Genomic DNA, 15,388 nt, shown 5'->3' on the forward strand with positions numbered 1-15,388 from the left:
CTCCAGTAACATTCTTACCATTCACATAGCAACACCGTTTAGCGCAGGCTCTTAAGAGCCATTTCCCCTAGGCCCACCGACGGAACCGATGGGCCTCTTTTTTTCTGGCAAGAATGACCAGTGATTACTTCACCGCGCGAATACCATCTTTCTCAATGACGATCTTGCCTGCTTTAAACAATCCGCCGATGGTTTTCTTGTATGTCCCTTTGCTAGTGCGAAAAGCCGTAAAAATTGCCTCTGGAGTCGACTTATCGTTGAGTGGCAAAAAGCCCCCTTTCTTTTCAAGTAGCTCGAGGACTTTTTCAGAAAGATCGTCCATTTTGGCAACGCCCACTTTTTGCAATGCAAGGTCAATTTTGCCATCTTCACGAACGTTTTTGATGTATCCCTTCAGTTTCTTGCCAATAAACAGCTTGCCAAAAACATCCGATGGAAAAATCATGCCCCAGTGTGAACCGTTCACAATCGCTTTGAAGCCCAACTGACTGCGCTCAGCAATGATCAGATCCACTTGCTCGTTGCGGATGTAATTCGCTGGCGTTTTATCAAGCAGCTTATTGAATTTGGTGGTGCCGACAATTCGGCCAGAGGCTTTATCGGTGTATACATACACGAGAATCGATTGACCAGCGGTAAAACGACTGCGTTGCTCACTGTATGGCACTAGCAGATCTTTCTCTTTGATGCCCCAGTTAACAAAAGCACCCGTGCTGTTGACCCCCTCAACCTTCATCAAGCCCCATTCGCCCACTTGTGCGATTGGCGTTTCAGTTGTAGCAGCCAATTGATTGTCGGAGTCAAAGTAAATAAAGACATCGATTTGAGCGCCGACGTCACAACCTTCTGGCACATGTTTGTTTGCCAGTAAAATGCTGCCGTAGTCTTTTCCATCTAGGAATACACCAAAATCTGTGCGTTTAGTTACTTCTAAGTTGTTAATTTGACCAACTTTAATCATTGAATATATCTCACTGCAAATTTGCAGAGATTATACGTGATCTCTGCTATTCTTGCGCAAGTCTCAATACAATTATTTATCAAATAGGGTATTTCGTTGATTTCAGTCGATAAACAAGACTCCATCACCCTCAAGATCAGCCATATTATGGGGGCAAGTAAAAAACTCGATCTCGACTTCTACCTATTCGTACCTGGAGAGCTTGGGCTAACGCCTGAAGTGCTCTCTGAATCTGAGTTTTACTATACCTCTGTGGTGCAAAAGCGTTCTTATTACAGTGACAAAACGCTACTTCCGCTGGTACACAGCCGATTAGCGCAGCGGGGGCGTTTATCCAACACTCAGTATCGTGTTAGCTTGAGTTTGTTTGCTTATCAATACGTTATTGCACTCGATAAAGCCGTGGCTAAACTGAATGAGCAATCCAGTGACGGCGTCACCGAAGATCAAGTCGATGAGGTGATTGAGATTTCTCTCGATATCCTCAAACGGCTACGCCGCTCTATCCCGTATGAAGAGATTCTTAAGCGTTATTACGTCAACATCGACAACTATCTTTCTTGGTACACAGAACAAAAATTTCTTGCCTTAGTTGCCCACTTACCACGTGAAGGAGATTACAGCACCATCAAGGATCGCTTAATCACTCTCTGCGAAAAAGAGCAAGCACATCGAAAACTCAATAAGTACAACTCATCCAACGCAGCAGACGATGCAACGCGCATGACCAACAAAATGCGTTTACTGCGCCGCTTGATTGAGCACCCGATTGTGTTGAATGAAAAAACCACCTCACTAGGCAAGAACATCAAACGCATGATCAAAGGCTTGGCAACGGGTCTTGTGATGGTGTTTGTCACAACCACGGTCATTTCTGCGCGAGATTATCTTGGCGAAATTTCTGCGTCATTCATCGTCGCCATGTCGATCATTTATGCTTTACGTGAAATCTTTAAAGATGACTTACGTGACATGATGTGGCGTTGGATCCGCAAAGGTAAGCCGAAGTGGCGTCGTAAATACACCGACCCCACAACAGGGAAAGAGGTCGGCCACAAGTTGGAATGGTTAGATTACACCGTCATCAATAAACTGCCGGATCGCATTCAAGCCATTCGCAAACGACGTGTGGTTCAGCGTGAAGAGCAAATTCTTCACTACCACGCCAAAACGGAAATGTCGACGTCTCGCTTTTTGAGTGGCTATGAGCAAACACGCGAAACGTTCAACATCAGTTTAAGACCATTTACACGTTTGATGGACAAAGGCAGCAACCGTATCTATCGGCTACAAGATGGGCAAGTCAGTCGCGAATCAGTGGAAAAACGCCATCTCTTTAATCTGATTGTGAAAGAAAACACCCACCAAGGTGAGCCCGTTTACTACCGCTGGAAAATTGTCATGAATCGCTCGAAAATTGTTGCCATCGAGAAAATCGAACAACCTGAAACCTAGCGTTACGCCCTAGGCGTCACTTTTTTAATCGATAGGGTTAAATCAAATTCGGCCATCGGCTCATCCCCATGCAAGGTGGGACAAAGCGCGGTAATTCGAACATCTTGATTAACCCTTTCACCTGTTTGCATGGTTTGAGCCAGCATTTGGTCGATCAAAGGGCCATCATGGCAAACAAAATGCACATCCGCCTCTGGCCTTTTTAGAAATTCCGCCTTTACGCCCTTAAACGCCAAGGAAATTTTCTCTCCTTGATTTTTGGCTTTGCTCATCGCCAAAAAACCACCTGCCACATCCGCACCAACGGCTAATGCACCGAAGTACATGCTATTCAGGTGATTCTTTGTTCGTTTTCTAAGGGGGATTTTCACTTCCACCATTTTTTCATCAATGGCAATGATTTTGGGGCGACACAACCAGATCAGTGGGACTTTAGAAAACCCAAACATATTGAGATAAAGATTGGCTTTTTGTAGTGACGTAAGCATAGTGGCGTTTCCTCATAACTAGTCTGACCAGTTTCCTGCGCACAGCGCCAGTTGTCAAAGAATTGTTAACAAAAATCATCAAGTCGCTGAGTCCATCACGAATTTATCCCCGCGATTCATCATCAATTCAGTGGAAAATGTTCATTAACTCCCTTTTCATTAAGGCTTTTATTTATTAACAGTTACTCATACTGTTTCACTTACGCTTATATTCATTTTAATTCACGCCAGCTTTACAGTTTGACACGTAAATAGATGGCTAAGAATCCCGTTAAATGGTTTATTCCTGTGGCTAATTCCGTTATCTTTACCGCTTCGTAATAAAATACAAAGCTATCACATGCCACTAAAAACAGATGAATTGAGAACCCAACCTTTGGGTCCAATGCCAACTCCCGCTGAGTTGAGCCAAGCCCATCCGATTACCGACGATGTGGCCGAGCGAATTGCGAAATCTCGCAGACAAATTGAAGATATTTTAACGGGTAAGGACAACCGCCTTTTGGTGATTGTCGGTCCTTGCTCTGTGCACGATACTGAAGCCGCGATTGATTACGCGACGCGTTTAAGCTCGATTCAAGAGCTGTATCGCGATGAGCTGTTCATCGTTATGCGCACCTACTTTGAAAAACCACGCACTGTGGTGGGCTGGAAAGGCCTCATTACCGACCCAAATCTGGATGGCTCTTACGCACTAGAAGCAGGCCTGCATAAAGCACGTAAGCTATTGCTCGACATCAACAAACTTGGCCTTGCTACCGCAACTGAGTTTCTTGACATGATCACTGGTCAATATATTGCTGATTTGATCACTTGGGGCGCGATTGGTGCTCGAACCACTGAATCGCAAATTCACCGTGAAATGGCATCTGCACTCTCCTGCCCGGTTGGCTTTAAAAACGGCACCAACGGCAACGTGAAAATTGCGATTGACGCAATTCGAGCATCAAAAGCTTCGCATTACTTCTACTCTCCAGATAAAAATGGCCGCATGACCGTTTACCGCACCAGTGGTAACCCATATGGACACATTATTCTGCGTGGTGGTGATACCGGCCCTAACTTTGATGCAAAATCGGTTGAGTCTGCCTGTCAATCACTGGCTGAGTTCGATTTGCCACAGCGTTTGATCGTTGATTTCAGTCACGCGAACTGTGAAAAGCAACATCGTAAACAGCTCGATGTCGCGCAAGACATTTGTAACCAGCTAAAAGCAGGCAGCACTTATATCGCAGGCATCATGGCAGAAAGCTTTATTACCGAAGGCAATCAGCCGATGACTGACCTTGATAACTTGACCTACGGCCAATCGATCACTGACCCTTGCCTAAGCTGGGAACACACAGCGCAAATGCTGGACATGCTTGCGACTGCTGTAAAAGAAAGCCGTTAAGATAATAACTATAGGAACTTAAACCATGCCGTCATTTGACATTGTTTCTGAAATCGATACCGTTGAACTACGCAACGCTGTAGACAACTCAAACCGTGAGCTTTCGACTCGTTTTGATTTTCGTAACGTGCAAGCTAGCTTTGAGCTAGTAGAGCAAACGGTAAAAGTCTCTGCTGAAGGTGACTTCCAGTTAAAGCAAATGCGCGATATTTTACGTGGTCACCTTGCTAAGCGTGGCGTTGACGCAAACTCTATGGATGCGAAAACGGCTGAGCAGACAGGCAAAAATTGGCATCAAGACATTGTTTTCCTGCAAGGCATTGAAACGCCAATGGCGAAAAAAATCGTTAAGCTGATTAAAGATGCCAAACTGAAAGTACAAGCTTCTATCCAAGGCGACAAAGTTCGCGTAACGGGTAAAAAACGCGACGATTTGCAAGAGACTATTGCAGCAATTCGTGCCGCAGAACTTGGCCAACCGTTCCAGTTCAATAACTTCCGTGATTAATCGCGATATCGCGATCATATCCAACGAAAAAAGCCTCTGATGAGGCTTTTTGTTTATCTGCGACATAATAAACACTGCGCAGAAAGGAAAAAAGAAAATGGACTCAGATGACTTTTACGCCATTTCTGCCACCGCGTTTGATGTCATATAACGCTTCATCGGCTTGAAATAAATAGGGTTCCCAATTTTGCTGCAATTCATGAGCCGAAGAGACACAAACCGCACCAATCGAAACCGTAACGGCGACAACCTCATCCGACGCGGCAATTTCAGTGCGCGAAATCGCTTCTTGCAGCCTAGTTAATGTCTGATGGGCCTGTTGGCAAGTTAGATTCAATACCAAAACAAACTCTTCTCCCCCCCATCGAAGCAGTAAGTCGTCACCGCGTGTACAGCAGCTAAGCATGTCGGCCACTTTTGACAGCACATCATCCCCCACTTGATGTCCATAGGTATCATTGATCTGTTTGAAATGATCGATATCAACTACGGCCAAGCATTTCGGCGTGTTCATGGTGTCTGACTTGTTGCTGATGCTTTGCCACCATTTATCCAGATAGCTGCGATTGTTGACCCGCGTGAGAGGATCAATCATAGATTGCGTCTCTAGTTGCACGTTTTGTTGCGTCAATGCTTGTTGTAAACGTTGGCTTGCTTTGAGCTTACGCCAAAGCAGATATGCGAGAAACGAGAATAGAGTTACGGCCAGCATATAGGCCCATTCACGTAATTTTTGCGCTTCCAGTTGGGTCAATTGCAAGGCGTTTTGCGCCTCAAGCAACATCAGCTCTTGCGAAGCGAGTTTTTCATCGAGCCGACCTCTGACAATCGCCACGTCAGAGTTAAACGATTCGGTTAGGTATTTTTGCTCTAACTGCGACGCGGTTTGATAAGTTTGCAGTGCAGACTTGAGATCACCCGATTGCTGTTGAATTCGCGACAATGTTTTTAGCGCTTCGATGATCGCAATGGTCTCTTTATCTTCTTCAAACTGCTTCAATGCCAACTGGATATAGCTGGTGGCAGCTTTGAGTTCATTTTCGACAAGGAACACTTCCGCAAGAATGTCTTGGCAATGAGCAATTTGACTCTCAGTGCCGTTTTGCTGTGAAAATTTGAGACATTCTAAACCTGTTTCCATGGCGAGTTGCGTGTGCTCTTGCCTCAGCAATACTTCCGTCATGTTAACTAGGGTTTTAATTTTTAGATAGCTGGCCCCTGCCACGCCGGCCTTTTCATATGCCAATCTGATGTTTTTTAGCTCAGACTCTTTACGTCCCATGGCTCCATCAATCACACTGGCATTCGTGAGTAAGATGGCTTCAAACAAAGTGTTTTTGAAATGATTGGAGTCATAGAGTCGATTAGACTGACGATTGAACTGCTCCGCACGTTGCCAATCTTTGCTATCCATGTACACAGTGGAGATATTATTGAGCACCATAGAAGCCTGAAGCGGCTCTTCATTCTGTTCAAAAATCTCTAACGCACGATGATACTGATTCAGCGCCACCGTAAAATCGGTAAACTCATAGGCTACATTGCCGAGCCATTTTAGCGCGCGCCCTTCTAAAGACTGGTAGCCAATCGCATTTGCCATCTCTTGCGCTTCAAGAAAATACGCCTCTGCTTGGCGAAACTGATTTTGGGTCATCAGCCCGCGACCTTGCGTTAACTTCGCTTCAGCCTTAATCCATTGCTGATCCGTTTGCTCTGCCAACTCAAGCACTTCGGGTAAGTTGGAGCTTTCTTTTCCTTCGTACTTAAAGAGATTGTTTTTAGCAAACAAATACAAGGCTTTGGCGTTATCACTGCCATTTTCTGGATAAACGAACGCTTTATTTGCCGTGATTTGTGGGTAGCGTAGCGAATCCACGTAGTACTGAAGGTAAATGTGATCTTGCTCGGAGATGAACTCATCTAAGTAGAGATCGCAAGGTAAAGCATGAGGCTCGGCAAAAACCACAGTTGGAATGAGAGCAGAAAAAAGTGATATGAATAACGGTTTAGCTTTTGATGACATTCGGCATTACTGACTCAGATTCGCTCTTCCTTGAATATGGGGTTATCGCAGTGCCACGTTATCAAAGTAACGCTGACGACAGAGCAAAACGATAAAGCGGAACTATGAAAACCATCATTTCATAGCGCACACGGATAATAAACACACAAAAAACATGGTGATTGCGTTATATATAATTTCCAACTCTATAACGCAAGACATTCGTCACACAACCAATGCATTTCAGTTAAAAGTTCTGCTAATAAAGCCCTTTATTCTGGAAGACGCTCTCGCAGATATCGGGCAAATTTGGGTTTGCCGCTGTTAGTGAAACCATTGTGTCGATAAGTAACAGTCGCACCAATAGCAGGGGGATTTTTGCGTTGTTCGTCGGTGAAACCACTACCGATATAGAACTCGGTACCATCATCGAGCCGCACCAACAATGCGCCTAGCATACCCATTAAACGGCCACTCCCTGGCTTATAACCAATGACCGTCGCTTCTGCATCACTGTACTTCTTCAGTTTCAGTAGATCATTGCCCCGCCCCGCTTGGTAGCGGCTGGTGATATTCCTAAGCATCACCCCTTCACCACTGATGCCCGTAATGGCATCCAGTTTTTCAAAAAGCTGTGCTTCGCTGACGATCGGTTTGTGCTCAACAAATTTGATGTGCCTCGCGTCGATGTTTTTCACTAAATCGATCAGGGTATAGTAGCGCTTTTGGTAATCACCCGCTGACTCTGGCAGGTCAAAAACCATAAAGTCAATCTGCTTCCAAGCATGCTCATCGGGCGTGGCGTCCAGCACTGTCTGCTGCACAATGTGAAAATTACCTCGTCCGGCCCATAACTCACCATCGAGCGCCATCGGTGGTAATGCTTCAATAAACCACGTCGGAGCATAAATTCGATTGCCATTGCGAGTAAGCAATTGAGTGCCAGTCCAATACGCCCGAATACCATCCAATTTTTCGCTATACCAATAATCGTTGATCTTCACTCCATGCCCATAAGTTTGTGCAAGCATCACCTCTGGTATTGGCAATGGCTCTTCCTCAGCCATCACAGGGATGGCGACGAGAATCGCCATCGATAATATAGTCAAACGCATCCTGCTTCCCCTAATCCTTTCCTTTCTAGCGTTTTTTATCGCATTTCCCCGCCATGTTCACGTCCAGTATCAAGGTTCATAAATGATGTGCGACAGCACTCAGTAAAAATCGAAAAAGGGTTCTATTAATTACAATTTTTCCATGCTCTCAGACGTGTTTTCCTGATTCTCAAATTGAGAAAAAATCATTTCGATTTGAGAAGCCTAAAACACTCCAATCTATCCAATTGATTTTTATAGTGTAATTTTTGGCATACAACCTGCTCTTTGTTGAAGACACCCAACAGGAGAACGTCACATGGAACTCAGCACACTCGACCTCAATCAACAAACACTCACACTGTCTATCGTTGGTAATTTTGATGCCCACGGTAGCCGCCAAGCCCAAATTCACATTGATGAGTTGATCAACAATGATCGCCATACCGATATCGAAGTCGATATGAGTGGTGTTGAGTTTCTCGATTCATCAGGTATTGGGGCGATCGTTTATCTCTATAAAAGATTGGTTGAACGTGAACGCACCATGCGCATTGAAAACGTACGCGGCCAGCCACTCGAAATCATCAGCTTACTGCGTATTGACCACGCGATTCCCGTTAACTCCAAGCAGTTTTAGCCATAACAATAAAAATTCGTCGGAGGTTGGCATGCAAAAACACTTACTGTTTACAACGCTCTATTTCACCCTGCTCATCTCAGGTTGTGCAAGCTACCCTGAGCATGGCAGCGGTGGATTGGCAGAGAGTTATCAAAATATCAGTTATGAAAACGCCGACTTTTCTCCGGTCATGCCTGATGAACCTCTCGGTCCTGAACATGGCATGCGCTTCGATTGGCAACTGGCGAAATTGCACTTAGATTCGTTGATCCGCGAAGGCGCTAAATGGTGCTTTCCTGCCTCTGTGGTACAAGCCTTAGAGCTGCAAAATCGCATCGCTCGTGAATTGCAAGGCGGATTGCTGCTCGATGCGGCGAACGATTTGGTCATTCAACGTAAACGTCTGCATCAACTAGAACAGCAGCTCGACTACGTACTTTCACACACTCGATGCGTTCCCCCACGTGATGAAGACGCCTTCCGTTTTCAGTTGGATATCGTTAACGAGCTCTATGACATCCTCAATATTGACAATCAATTCGCGGTGAATTCCGCGGAAATTAATCCCAAATACATGGGCCACCTTGCCAAAGCGGCCAATATATTGCGCGAGCACACCGCGTTAACCCTCACCGTGACGGGCCACGCGGATGCCACCGGTAACGAGGCATACAACGAAAAACTAGCGATGGACAGAGCCGAGCAAGTCAAACGTTACTTAGCCATTTTCGGTTTGGATCCCAACCGCATCACCACCTATTCACTGGGAGAAAAACTGCCCTTGTTTGATGGTGAAAGTGCCGCCGTGCGCCTGACCAATCGCCGTGTGAGCATCGAAATTCAATCGCCAGCGAATACGGAACCATCTCCCTATGCAGGAGGCGTACAATGAACATCGCAAAAAGCTATCTCGCTCTCATTCTTTTGCTGTTAATGATTGCGCCAATCCTAAGCCATGCTGCCGATGAGCGCGTACAGGTGGGCGATCTGATCCAAATTAACCTACCAGGTGAAGAGAGCCTCAATCGCGGATTCCAAGTCGATAAACGTGGCCGAATCACTCTGCCAGAGATTGGCCCGATTTATGTCGCAGGTTATCAATCGGCACAATTGGAAAACGCGGTCAAACAGTCATTAGCCACCGTTTTTCGTGATGTGAGTAACCTCAGCGTGTTTGTCAAACAACAGCAGATGCTGATTTCCGTACAAGGCTATGTCTCACAGCCGGGTGAATACACTTTGCCGCAAGGCGCAAGCGTTGAGATGGCTTTCCATGCCGCGGGGGGATTACGCTCTGGCGCTCAACTCGACAAAATGCAGTTAAAACGGGGCAGTGACCGTCGCGAGTTTAACTACAAACAATTTCTCGACTCTGGCAACGATGAGTTGTTACCACAGTTGATGTCGCTTGACGTGCTTTTCGTTCCCGCCTCTCCTTTGGTAGGCAACATTGAGCAGACGTTTGATCCTGCAAAACTGGCAGACAGTGGTGACAGCGCAGATTCTGCCAAAGGCATCAAAGTGTTCGGTGAAGTGAACTCGCCGGGCTCGTTCAGTTACAAACCAGACACCAACTTGGTTGATATTTTGATGCGCTCAGGTGGGGTTACACGTTACGCTGGCGTAGAACAGATCCGAGTGATTTCCAACAATGAGCCCAAAGTATTCAATCTAAAAAAATACCTCGATAGCGGCGATTCTTCTCTTTTACCCGATATCGCCCCCGGCTCCACTGTGTTCGTTCCTCGTCAAGAAGAGGAGATCAAGTCCAGCTCCAACACCGTGTATATCATGGGCGAAGTGGCTCACCCCGGCGCGTATGAAGGCAAACCTGGGGCCACCTTTATGGACATTCTTGCCAATGCCGGCGGCCCCACCCGATTTGCTGAGTCTCGTCAAATTCGTGTGCTTAAAGCGGATGGACGCGTGATCCGATTTGATTTGACCGCACACACCGAAGGATTGGGCAAAACCAAGGTGCCACAAATCCAGCCCGGTGACGCCATTTTTGTCCCAGAAAAAACCGACATGAACGAGAAGTCCTGGCTTAAAGTGGCCCCCGATCGCGCCGTTGCTGTCATGGGCGAAGTGGTTCGTCCGGGTCGCATCGAGTGGTCCGACGAAATGGATTTGATGGATCTGCTGGCGCATGTCGGTGGCCCAACATTACGGGCTGACACAACGAAGATCGAAGTTGTCAACGGCGGCAAAATGCAAGTGTTTGACCTCGATGCTTTTATTCGCCAAGGTGCGCCAACGAAAGCCCTGCCTCGCATTGATGCAGGCGCGATCATTCGTGTGCACGATTTACCACAAGACCCATCCGACAACAAATCACAGTGGGTGAGACAAAGCTCAGATGCCTCGATTTATGTCTTTGGTCAAGTCAATGCGCCAGGGCGCTATCGCTTTACCAATGAAATGCACTTTCTTGACATTTTGTCTGCCGCTGACGGGCCAACCAAAGATGCTGATATTCACAATATCCGCGTCACGCACCGAGATAAAAGCTACTCGCTGGTCAGCAAACTCAATCTCTCACTCTATTTTGAAACCGGAGATGAATCTCTTCTTCCTCACGTCAAGCCCGGAGACACCATCTACATTCCAGAGAAGGAGAAAAACTGGCTCGATACCAGCAAAGAATCAACCGTTCGAGTGCTAGGAGCTGTGAACAAACCGGGACGCTACGCCTTTAACGACAACATGACGATCCTCGATTTACTCGCGGAGGCTGGTGGACCAAGCTCAAGCGCTTATTTAGAGAAAATCAGCGTGGTTAATATGTCTTGCTGCCAAGGGCAGGCGCGCACCTTCGATCTCGTGAGTTTCAGCAAAACCGCGAATATTTACCACCTTCCCGTGATCCGTGCAGGCGACACGATTTATATTCCGAGCCGCGATGAAAGCTTGATTGAAAAAGCACGCGCAGGTTTGCGCGATGTGCTGCAAATCACCACCACCTTGGTATTAATAGGAGCATTATGATGATGATTCCCGCGACTCACGCCGAAATTGAACAGCTCTATCTCAAAGCAGAGCTTGAACAGATTCGCTCCATTTGTCTCACGGGCTGCAGCTCTGGTGACGGCGTCACCTCAATTGCGACTGCGCTGGCTGAACGATTCATTCTTGCGGGCCATCATACCTTGTATGTCGACCTCAATCTGTTTAAGCCCGCTTTTCACGATGTGCATAGCTTCGAGCACGAAGCGCAGCCAGGAATGCTCATCGAACACAATGAAACCCATCAAGTATTGGTCGGCGTGCCAGCGCCCACCCAGACGGCCGTTCAGCTTTCCTACAAAGATCCGGCCAACTTGTGCTCAGCCGTCAATAAATGGCAAAGCCACTATGAGCGCATCATTATTGATACCTCGCCGCTACTTAATCTCAATAAAGGAAATGTGCCAGCACAAAGCGTCGCCAGTGCGTGTGATGCCACCATTCTTGTCGCTTGCTATGGCAGTACAACAGAAAACCAAATTTTGCAGGCACAAAGTCTGCTCGATGCCCGATCCATTCATCTACTTGGCACCATTTTGAACATGAAAGATTCGCCAAGTTTTTCAGAAGAATTGGTCAGACAATTGAATAAATTCAAATTTCTTCCACTACGCTTAAGAAAGCGCTTAGAAAACTGGTTGTATAAAAACGAATTTTTGAATCTGCCCTATTGATTGGAGACTTGACGATGAAGCAATGGATACTGACCGCACTGCTCCTCTTTGCACCCTCAGTTGGTGTAAACCGCTGGTTTTTGGTGTGGTACCTCAGCAATCCGCCAGCCGTCTGGCCGACAATTGGACGCCAGTGATCAAAGCACTCAGCGAGGATATCGGGCTCGAGATTGTTTTTGCCACCGCCCCCGACATTCCGACGTTTGAAGCACGCCTCAATGAGGGCCATTACGACATCGCTTACATGAACCCTTATCACTATGTGGTGTTCCACCAGCAAGTTGGCTACCAAGCCATCGCCAAAGCCAAAGATACGTTGATTTATGGCTTAATTGTGGTGAATGCCAATGACGCCATTAACACCATTGCTCAGTTGAACGGACAAACATTGGCGTTTCCGTCACCAGCCGCTTTTGCTGCGACGATACTGACGCAAGGGTATTTAAACCAACAAGGTATTGAATATCAGCCCAAATACGTTTCATCCCACGACTCTGTCTATCTCAATGTAGCGCGTGGCTTATTACCTGCTGGCGGTGGCATTGCCAGAACACTGAACGCCGCTCCTGCCGATGTTCGTCAGCAATTAAAGATACTTTGGACCAGCGATGGCTACACGCCACACCCTATCGCCGTAAAACCGAACCTTGATGCAAACACCGTATTGGCGCTGCAAAACGCCCTGCTCAATCTCAATCAGCGCAACGGGAGAGAGTCATTGTTGAGCCCACTCAAGATTTCTGCGTTTGTCGCGGCGCAAGATTCTGATTGGAACGATATTCGCCAGCTCGATATTAAGTTACTGACGGACTAAAGGTATCTCGCCAGGAGGTCATTATGTCTTTTCGAATTAAAACCATCATCGGCATTGCCTGCATTGAAATCATCATGTTGATGCTGCTGGTTTTCAGTGCCATGAACTTCATGCGCCAATCAAATCAAGAGCAGTTTATTCAAAAAGCCAATGCCACCTCACAGATGTTTGCTCGTGCATCCAAAGATGCCCTACTTTCCCTCGATCTCGCCACTTTGGATGATTTGACTCAAGAAATCCTCTCTCTTCCAGACATCCTCTATGTGGATATCCGCAACAACGATCAGCAACTGGCGTTTGCAGGTGCTTTGCCAAAAGTGAGTGCCGATTGGCAAGCCGATGACCACGTCAGCTTAGGCGATTTGGTGTTTGATGTGAGTGAAAAGATCACCGTCGATGGCCTAACCTATGGTGAAATTCGCATGGGTTTTAACACCACGGCGATTCAAACCGCGCTTGATGAAGCGAGCAAAGCCATCGTCCTTATCGCCGTATTAGAGATCATTCTTGTTGCTCTCTTTTCCTATTTTTTAGGGAGTTATCTCAGCCAAAATCTCTATCAACTCACTCGCGCGGCAGAGCGCGTTGCCAATGATGGCCCCGGCTTCCAACTTCAACTCAAGGCGAAAGATGAAATCGGCAAAGTGGCCGCCGCGTTTGACTCCATGTCGCATAATCTCGCCACCAGCTACCAAGAGCTTGAGCAAGCCCGGACCCAAGCTGAGCTCGCCAATGAATCGAAAAGCCGCTTTCTGGCCTCCATGTCTCATGAAATTCGCACGCCGATGAATGGAGTGCTTGGGCTACTCGGCATTTTGGGTGAAACCAAACTGGACAACCATCAGCAAAACCTTGTCCATACGGCGAAAGAATCTGGCGAGCTGCTGCTTTCCATCATCAACGACATTCTTGATTTCTCTCGCATGGAAGCCAATACACTGATTCTTTACCCTCGCCCGTTTGAGCTAAAAAGCTGCGTTGAGGAAATCGTCAACAGCTTTGAACCCCTCGCCAAAACCAAAGGGTTGTACTTGTCTCTCACCTTCAACGATGAGTGTGACTACGTGGTGGTGGGTGACTCAAACCGCTATCGCCAAGTGCTGCTTAACTTGCTCGGCAACGCCGTCAAATTTACCCAAAAAGGAAGCGTGTCCCTTCATGTGACGACACAAAACGAAGGCGATAAGCTCTATATCCGCTGCGAGATCAACGACACCGGTATCGGTATTGCGCCCGATGCCATGGCCATTTTGTTCGAAGAGTTCACCATGGTCGATCAGGGCTATTCACGGACTCGCGAAGGCTCGGGGCTTGGCCTTGCGATTTGTAAACGTCTTGCTCAATTGATGGAAGGTGAAATCAACGTTGAAAGCGAAGTGGGAAAAGGCTCTTGCTTTGTGTTTAGTGTGGAAATGCCACTGGCAGAACATGACACTGTCACGCAACAGGCTCAGCCTGACAATGATAGCGTCTGCACATTGCTTCAAGGCAAACGCATCTTGGTAGCGGAAGACAACACCGCGAATCAGATGGTGATTAAAGCCATGTTTGAGCGCCTTGGCGTGGCGATCGACTTAGCCAACGATGGTTATGAAGCGGTGAGCATGGCATCAAATCACCACTACGACATTATTTTTATGGATATTTCGATGCCTGGCAAAGATGGCATGCAAGCGTGCAAAGAGATTCGTCAATTGCCCGATGCCAAACAAGCAGCAACGCCCATTATTGCGCTTACCGCACACGCGCTATATGGCGATAAAGAGAAGTTTCTTCGCTCTGGCATGAATGGCTACCTCTCTAAGCCGCTACGTAGCCGTCATTTAATTGAGGAGTTGAACAATATTTTAAGCGCATCCAATCACCACGATACTGCTCATAAGCCCCTTGAAACGGAGAAAACCAATCATATGCAGATCACCTTAACGTCAGAAAAAAACACCACCGCCCCATTGGTGGATGAATTGATCATTCAACAAATGATTCGTGACACCAGTGCTGAGGTGATGCCGATGCTCATTGAGCATTACATTGAAGAATCGGAGCGGCGCTTGGTGAAGATTGATCAGGCGATCGCTCACAGCGATTTTCAACAACTGGAGTTTGAGTTACACACGCTAGGCAGTTCATCACTGGCGCTGGGCAATCGACGCTTATCCAACCTAGCCAGAAAGCTTGAGCGGCTGTGCGTGGCAAAGGAGTATGACGCTGTGATGGAAGACGCGTCTGGTATTGCTCAGCTAGCACACGATTCGCTGTCTGCACTAAACGAGCGCAAACAACTTGGGTTTGTAGAGCCAAACTCAATTTAACGCGTTGAATATTGCTGTCCTAATACGAGATCGCACAACAACGATTTGAAAAAATTTCA

The 15,388-nt window shown here is 46.9% G+C and carries 13 protein-coding genes; 9 read left to right on the forward strand and 4 right to left on the reverse strand.

All coding sequences use genetic code 11. The annotated features are described in order from the left end of the window. Nucleotides 1-124: 124 nt before the first annotated feature. Nucleotides 125-961, reverse strand: coding sequence for a CvfB family protein (locus VV1_RS12630; protein WP_011080493.1), 837 nt, complete (start codon nt 959-961; stop codon nt 125-127). A 96-nt stretch (nt 962-1,057) separates the two neighbouring features. Between VV1_RS12630 and VV1_RS12635 the strand changes: the two genes are divergently transcribed. Next, on the forward strand, nt 1,058-2,416 hold the full coding sequence (locus VV1_RS12635; protein WP_011080494.1) for a hypothetical protein: 1,359 nt from the start codon (nt 1,058-1,060) through the stop codon (nt 2,414-2,416). A 2-nt stretch (nt 2,417-2,418) separates the two neighbouring features. Here the strand turns inward: VV1_RS12635 and VV1_RS12640 are convergent, their stop codons facing one another. Continuing rightward, the gene (locus tag VV1_RS12640) at nt 2,419-2,904 is read right to left on the reverse strand and encodes a PaaI family thioesterase (protein ID WP_011080495.1); all 486 of its coding nucleotides are present in this window, start codon (nt 2,902-2,904) and stop codon (nt 2,419-2,421) included. A 340-nt stretch (nt 2,905-3,244) separates the two neighbouring features. Between VV1_RS12640 and VV1_RS12645 the strand changes: the two genes are divergently transcribed. Next, on the forward strand, nt 3,245-4,297 hold the full coding sequence (locus tag VV1_RS12645) for a 3-deoxy-7-phosphoheptulonate synthase (RefSeq protein WP_011080496.1): 1,053 nt from the start codon (nt 3,245-3,247) through the stop codon (nt 4,295-4,297). 25 nt (nt 4,298-4,322) lie between these two features. After that, entirely contained in the window at nt 4,323-4,805 is a 483-nt protein-coding gene (locus VV1_RS12650; RefSeq protein WP_011080497.1) for a YajQ family cyclic di-GMP-binding protein, read from the forward strand. A 103-nt stretch (nt 4,806-4,908) separates the two neighbouring features. Here VV1_RS12650 and VV1_RS12655 read toward each other — a convergent pair whose 3' ends face one another. Together VV1_RS12655 and VV1_RS12660 are read right to left on the reverse strand one after the other, a co-directional pair. Continuing rightward, on the reverse strand, nt 4,909-6,828 hold the full coding sequence (locus tag VV1_RS12655; protein ID WP_011080498.1) for a tetratricopeptide repeat-containing diguanylate cyclase: 1,920 nt from the start codon (nt 6,826-6,828) through the stop codon (nt 4,909-4,911). Nucleotides 6,829-7,079: 251 nt separating this feature from the next. After that, nucleotides 7,080-7,922: a DNA ligase gene (locus VV1_RS12660; protein ID WP_011080499.1), complete on the reverse strand. Its 843-nt coding sequence runs from the start codon at nt 7,920-7,922 to the stop codon at nt 7,080-7,082. 298 nt (nt 7,923-8,220) lie between these two features. Here VV1_RS12660 and VV1_RS12665 point away from each other — a divergent pair, with 298 nt between their 5' ends. Genes VV1_RS12665 through VV1_RS12690 form a run of 6 tightly spaced genes read left to right on the forward strand, consistent with a single transcriptional unit; the run spans nt 8,221 to nt 15,329 of the window. Beyond that, on the forward strand, nt 8,221-8,541 hold the full coding sequence (locus tag VV1_RS12665; protein WP_011080500.1) for an STAS domain-containing protein: 321 nt from the start codon (nt 8,221-8,223) through the stop codon (nt 8,539-8,541). 31 nt (nt 8,542-8,572) lie between these two features. Then, a complete protein-coding gene (locus VV1_RS12670) occupies nt 8,573-9,415 on the forward strand; it encodes an OmpA family protein (RefSeq protein ID WP_011080501.1) in 843 nt (280 codons plus the stop codon). Further along, nucleotides 9,412-11,511: an SLBB domain-containing protein gene (locus tag VV1_RS12675; protein WP_011080502.1), complete on the forward strand. Its 2,100-nt coding sequence runs from the start codon at nt 9,412-9,414 to the stop codon at nt 11,509-11,511. The genes VV1_RS12670 and VV1_RS12675 overlap by 4 nt, the downstream gene beginning before the upstream one ends. Beyond that, nucleotides 11,511-12,203 carry a P-loop NTPase family protein gene (locus VV1_RS12680; RefSeq protein ID WP_043877164.1) on the forward strand — a complete coding sequence of 231 codons (693 nt, stop codon included), beginning with the start codon at nt 11,511-11,513 and terminating at the stop codon, nt 12,201-12,203. The genes VV1_RS12675 and VV1_RS12680 overlap by 1 nt, the downstream gene beginning before the upstream one ends. Nucleotides 12,204-12,225: 22 nt before the next feature. After that, the gene (locus VV1_RS12685) at nt 12,226-13,017 is read left to right on the forward strand and encodes a phosphate/phosphite/phosphonate ABC transporter substrate-binding protein (protein WP_011080504.1); all 792 of its coding nucleotides are present in this window, start codon (nt 12,226-12,228) and stop codon (nt 13,015-13,017) included. Between the two features lie 23 nt (nt 13,018-13,040). Next, on the forward strand, nt 13,041-15,329 hold the full coding sequence (locus VV1_RS12690) for a HAMP domain-containing hybrid sensor histidine kinase/response regulator (protein ID WP_011080505.1): 2,289 nt from the start codon (nt 13,041-13,043) through the stop codon (nt 15,327-15,329). Nucleotides 15,330-15,388 lie beyond the last annotated feature (59 nt).

It is taken from the genome of Vibrio vulnificus CMCP6, assembly GCF_000039765.1.
In the GTDB taxonomy this organism is placed as follows: Bacteria; Pseudomonadota; Gammaproteobacteria; order Enterobacterales; family Vibrionaceae; genus Vibrio; species Vibrio vulnificus_B.